Genomic DNA, 6,357 nt, shown 5'->3' with positions numbered 1-6,357 from the left:
CGTCGATACTAAAGGTCCCATTTACCGCGATCTCATCCCCTTCTTGCAGACCCTCCTTGACAATGAAACCATTTCCCAACGATGGTCCCAAGGTGACATCGCGCAACACAAAATTCACCCCATTGGATGTGGTATTCTTGATGTATACTACAGAACGTTCCCCGGTCCACATCACTGCCGATTTAGGAATGGTTATCGCTTCTGACGCAATGGGCTGTTTTGCTTTCACGGTTCCGGAAGCGAACATTTCCGGCTTTAACCTTAAACCGGTGTTCCCGATCTCGATTCTGGCCTTGGCAACCCTTGTCATGGGATTGATCACCGGGTCGATATAGGAAATCCTGCCTTTAAAATTTTCGCCCGGGAGCGAGGGTATGGTAAAGACCACTTCATCGCCTTTTCTTACCCAGGGCATGTCGGACTCATAAATATCGAACAGTACCCAAACGCTGTTCAGGTTGGCAATTTGATATAATGCCTTGCCCTTGTTGACATAGTCGCCAAGGTTTACCATTTTTTCGGTAACGTAGCCTGAAACATCGGCATGTATCGGCAATTCCTCCTTAACGGTCCCGGATTGAAGTATCTGTGCGATTTGGTTGTCGGAAAGCTTCCAGTTTTTTAATTTTTCCTTGGCGGCATTAAAAAACTGCGGTTGGGTGTCCGCCACCTTTCTTGCTTCAAAAAGTTCCTCTTGTGCAGTGACCAGGTCAGGGGAATAAATATAGGCGATGATCTGCCCCTGCTTGATATACTCCCCTGTAAAATTCACCATTAGCCTTTCCACCCTGCCGGGAATATGGGAAGATTGGGAATAGATCGATCGTTCATCCGCTTCCACCTTGCCATTAAGATCGATCAATTTGACCGGGGCGGTCTTGCCCACGATTTCCGTAGTGACATTGGCAAGCTGCATGGCGGTTTTCGACATGCTAACGGCCATGGGGTCAAGTTCCGAACCGTTGTCATTTTCCAAAGGGATCAAGTCCATCCCACAAATGGGACAATCTCCCGGTTCCGTCTGTCTGATCTGGGGATGCATGGAGCAGGTCCAAATGGTTTCTCCCGATACTTCCGAAGTATGTTGGTGTTCCTCTGTGGCATTGCCCTTGGAGCCCCCGAACAATAGCCATCCCAGCAAAAGTCCAAGAACCAAGGTGGACAAGGCTATTTTTACTATTTTTTGTGTTTCTGATTTCATCTGATTATTTTTTTGCCGTGATATAGTTAAACTTGGCCAACGCTATTTCATATTGCGTCAATGCGCTTATTTTCAATTTAGTATACTTCAACAATTGTTGTTGCATTCGCAACACCTCCTCGAAGTCCTTCCCGGAATTCCCATAGGCTGTGAACAACAGATTGAGTGCTTGTTCCGATTCCATGATCTGTTCATCGAAGAGGGAAATCAGATCGGTCTGCTGCCTTATGTCAAAAACGGCCATTTCATAATTGGTCTTCAATGTATTGGTGACTTCCTTTTTTTGCAGTGCATAACTTTCCTGCATCAATTGGGCCTCCTTTTCGGCTGCCCTGTACTTACCCCTGAATAGGGGCAGGCTCAAGGTAACCATGGGCATCAATACATCCTTGCCATTATCGGGAACCACCATGTCGGTACGCTTATCGACCATTACATAGTCCAGTCCGACCCCCACTTTTGGCAGGCCTTGTTTAAGGGCTGCCCTTTCGGATGCCGCTGCAGCCTTGACCTTTAATTCCAAGGAATTCAAGAGCGGATGGTCCACTACCAAGGAATCTTTGACATAATCAATGGGCAGTACATTGACCCCAAAGGTCTCAGGGATGTTTATTTGTTCATCTTCCTTACGGTCCAATAGTTTATTGAAGGACGCCAAAAGGGGGATTTCCTTATGTTTAAGGATACCCAGATTCGTCCGGGCTTCCTTTAAAAGCACGTCCACCCTTAAGACATCGACCAATGATCCCAGGCCATTTTTGAATTTCGTATTGGAAACCGTCCTGTAGGATTCCAGAATGGCGATGTTGTCCTCTTCAATCCGTACCCACTCCTTAAGTTCGTACAATGGGAAATAAGCTGCTGAAACCTCGTAATAAAGTTTGTTCCTGGCATCCAAAAAAGACTGGTACTTGGCCTCTGCCATAAGTGCAGTGGCATCACCTTGGGCCTTTAAGGTTCCAAACCAAGGAAACATCTGAGTCAGTGAAAACCTTGCCTTTTGGGGCCCTACCCGGGTTTCGACCGGGGAGATGAAGTACCCAAAGGACAGGTTTGGATCTGGCAAAGCCTTCACCTGCGGTACTTTTTGTAACGCCGCCTCAAAATCTTTGTACTGTGAAAGCAACCCTGGATTGTTCTCAGCCGCTACCTTAAAGTAATCCTCCAAGGTCTGGCCGTTGGAAAGGATACTTGTCAAGACAAATATGATGGTCAATACATTTTTCATTTTACTGTATTTTTTTCAATGCTTTGTTGCGATTTTTAATGACTGTTTCCCTCCAATAGGCTTGGAGTACCGGGACCACGAACATGGTCATGATCTGAATGGCCATTCCCCCAAAAGTCGGGATGGCCATGGGAATCATAATGTCGGCCCCTTTTCCGGTAGAGGTCAGCACGGGCAAAAGGGCGATGATGGCCACGGCGGCCGTCATCATGGCGGGACGGACCCTTTTTTTCCCTGCCTCCAAAACCGCCGCTCTTACATCCGGTACGGTTTGAGGGTTCTTTTCCTCAAAAACCTGGTGGATGTACGTACCCATGATGACACCATCATCGGTGGCAATACCGAAAAGTGCGATAAAACCAACCCAAACCGCAACGCTTAAATTGATCGTGTGCATTTGGAACAGATCCCGCATGTTGACCCCTGAAATGGCAAAATTCATGAACCAATCCTGACCATAGAGCCAGAGCATTATGAAACCTCCCGCAAAAGCAACAAAAACCCCGGAAAAATGGATGGAGGATGCGATGACCGTCTTGAACTGAAAAAACAGGAGCAAGAAAATAACGATCAAACTGATCGGTATGACAATGGACAGTCTTTTCACTGCCCTGATTTGGTTCTCATAACTCCCAGAAAACTTATAGCTTATTCCGGCGGGAACCGTTAATTCACCTGCATCGATTTTTTTCTGGATGGCTTCCTGGGCATCGTTCACCACATCGACTTCCGCAAAACCGTCCCGTTTATCAAAAAGCACATAGCCCACCAAAAAGGTGTTTTCGCTCTTGATGGCCTGAGGCCCGCGGACATATTCAAAATCCACCACTTGGGATAAGGGAATTTGCGCCCCTACCGGTGTGGGAATCAAAATTTTCTTCAACGATTCCGGGTCGTCCCTCAATTCCCTCGGGTAGCGCACCCGCACGGGAAAACGTTCCCTACCTTCAACGGTGGAGGTGATTTTCATCCCACCGATCGCTGTTTCGATGCTTTGCTGCACATCTTCAATGTTCAAACCATATCGGGATATCCCGTCCCTGTTGATATTGAGGTGCAAATAAGGTTTGCCCACTATTCTATCGGCGAATACGGCTTCTGCCTTGACCGAGGGCACTTCCTTCAAGATACCTTCCAATTGCATCCCAAAATCCTCGATGGTCTTCAGATCGGGACCAAAAACCTTGATCCCCATGGGAGCGCGCATTCCGGTCTGCAACATCACCAACCGGGTTTCTATGGGCTGTAATTTGGGAGCAGAGGTTATGCCCGGGATCTTGGTGACCTTTACGATCTCATCCCAGATATCGTTGGGGGATTTGATATGAGGCCTCCAGTTTCGGAAAAACTCACCGTCCTCATCCACGATCAGGTCCTTCTCGGCAATCCCTAACTGCAAGGCCTCCTCATTGGTCAAAGTGTCTTTATGCTGGGTAATGAACCTGTCCTTTCGATCTACTTTATAACGGACCCTATGTCCGTCTTCATTCACAATGAATTCAGGTTTATAGTTGATGATGTTCTCATACATGGAAATGGGTGCAGGGTCCAGTGCGGATTCAACGCGACCGAGTTTACCGACAACCAAGTCCACTTCGGGTATGCTTCCCAAGAGCATATCCAACTGTCCAACCACCCTTTTGTTGTATTCCACCCCTGAATGCGGCATGGATGTCGGCATCAACAGGAACGAACCTTCATTGAGCGATGGCATGAACTCGGATCCTATTCCCGGGAATCTCTTGGAAGCTGCCTGCCATCCCGAGGTCTGTCTGACACTTTTCCAACCTACCGATTCAAAGCCTTTGGCCACGATTCCAAAGGTGCTATCGAACCCCAGCCAAACCAATACCCCAAAAAACAGGGTCACGAATGGGATGAGCATGAACTTTCCTTTGTTTTCCAGACACCACTTTAGGACCGGGGTATAGAAATGTACGATTCCCATCAAAGCGGCCAGAATGATACCCACTAGGAACAACACAAAAAAGTAGTTGACCACAATACCGTTTTGGGGTCCCAAGGGCATCCATTCCTCTGTCAGGAAGAACGAAGCGATAAAAACGGTCAGTCCCAAATTGATATAGTTGGGAAACGATTTATTGTGCTCCGGCCATTTGGGTTCCATCAAATTGTTCAACCCAATGAGTGAAATGACCAATGGCAACCACATCTGGGCATAGAATGCAAAAATAAGCCCGGTGGATATCAATAGAATGGACCAAAACCGTCGCACCCGTTTCTTGTCATAATCCACCCCCATTACAAAATGGGCCAATGCCGGAAGCACAACGATTCCCAGCACAAAGGCGCTCAACAGGGCAAAGGTCTTGGTAAAGGCCAAGGGCCTAAATAGCTTCCCTTCTGCCGATTGCATGGCAAAGACAGGCACAAAGCTCACGACGGTGGTCGCCAATGCGGTCGTAATTGCCGAGGCCACTTCCACGGTGGCCTTATATATTACCTGAATGAGTTCCTTGCCCTTGGCACCATGGTTCTCGGGCATTTCCAAATGACGGATAATGTTCTCGACGAACACGATCCCCACGTCCACCATCACCCCTATGGCAATGGCTATCCCGGAAAGGGCCACCACATTGGCATCTACCCCGGCATATTGCATGACAATAAAGGTCATTAGGACCCCGACAGGCAATAGACTGGATATGATCACAGAGGCCCTCAGGTTGAGGACAAGTACCAGTACAACGATGATGCTGATCAGTATTTCGTGGGACAGGGCATTTTCCAAAGTACCTATGGTCTCGTGGATGAGCTGTGTCCGGTCATAAAACGGGACCACGGTCAATTGGCTTTCCACACCATTGGCCAATGTCTTTTTGGGCAAACCGGGCGCGATTTCCTTGATCTTGTCCTTCACATTATTGATGACCGCCAAAGGATTGGAACCATAACGGGCGACCACGACGCCACCTACCACTTCGGCGCCCCCTTTATCGAGCACGCCCCTTCGTGTGGCCGGTCCCAAGCTGACCACCCCAATATCCTTGACCCGAACCGGGACATTGTCAAAGACGGCAACCACGGCCTTTTCTATGTCTTCCGTATTTTTGACATATCCCAAGCCCCTGACCAAATACTCCGCCTGATTGACTTCAATGGTCTTGGCGCCCACATCCCTGTTCGACTTCCGTACGGCCTCCATGACCTTATATAAGGGGATATTATAGGCTTTCAGGGCATCTGGATTTACATCCACTTGATATTCTTGGACGAAACCACCGATCGAAGCCACTTCGGACACCCCGTCCACGGCATTCAACCCGTATTTCACATAAAAATCCTGGGCAGTCCGTATTTCGTGCAGATCCCATCCTCCTGTAGGGTTCCCATCCTTGTCCCTTCCTTCCAGGGTATACCAATATACCTGTCCCAATGCCGTGGCGTCAGGACCCAAAGTCGGGGTTACCCCATCGGGCAACAGCCCTGCGGGAAGTGAATTCAATTTTTCAAGGATCCGGGAGCGCGACCAATAAAATTCCACATCATCATTAAAAATGATATAGATACTGGAAAATCCAAAGATGGATGAACTACGGATCGTTTTCACCCCTGGAATTCCAAGTAAATAGGTCGTCATTGGATAAGAAATCTGATCCTCGATATCTTGTGGCGATCGCCCGGGCCATTGCGTGAAAACAATTTGCTGGTTTTCCCCAATATCGGGAATGGCATCCACGGGCACCGGGTCTTTTGGGAGAAAGCCCGTATTCCAATTGAAGGGGGAAGTGACAATCCCCCAGGTAACCAACGTTATTAAAACGAGAACGGTCACCAGTTTGTTCTCTAAAAAGTATTTTATGATTTTATTGAGCATATCATGAGTTTATTGTGTTGGAAATAATGAAAATGTTCCAAAGGCAATAAATACCTAGGGCCATGCCAAAAACCATAGCACGGCCAAACG

3 protein-coding genes are annotated in these 6,357 nt (G+C 47.9%); all 3 read right to left on the bottom strand.

The window, feature by feature from the left end:
• A partial coding sequence (locus GTK07_RS18060; protein ID WP_163636531.1) for an efflux RND transporter periplasmic adaptor subunit occupies positions 1-1,201 on the bottom strand: 1,201 nt, incomplete at its 3' end.
• A gap of 4 nt (positions 1,202-1,205) precedes the next feature.
• Positions 1,206-2,429: a TolC family protein gene (locus tag GTK07_RS18055; protein WP_163636530.1), complete on the bottom strand. Its 1,224-nt coding sequence runs from the start codon at positions 2,427-2,429 to the stop codon at positions 1,206-1,208.
• Between the two features lies 1 nt (position 2,430).
• Positions 2,431-6,267: an efflux RND transporter permease subunit gene (locus tag GTK07_RS18050; protein WP_163636529.1), complete on the bottom strand. Its 3,837-nt coding sequence runs from the start codon at positions 6,265-6,267 to the stop codon at positions 2,431-2,433.
• Positions 6,268-6,357 lie beyond the last annotated feature (90 nt).

It is taken from the genome of Flagellimonas sediminis (genome assembly GCF_010500845.1).
GTDB classification, from domain to species: Bacteria; Bacteroidota; Bacteroidia; order Flavobacteriales; family Flavobacteriaceae; genus Flagellimonas; species Flagellimonas sediminis.
The sequence above is the reverse complement of the archived record's forward strand: the minus strand, read 5'-3'. Positions and strand labels throughout refer to the sequence as shown.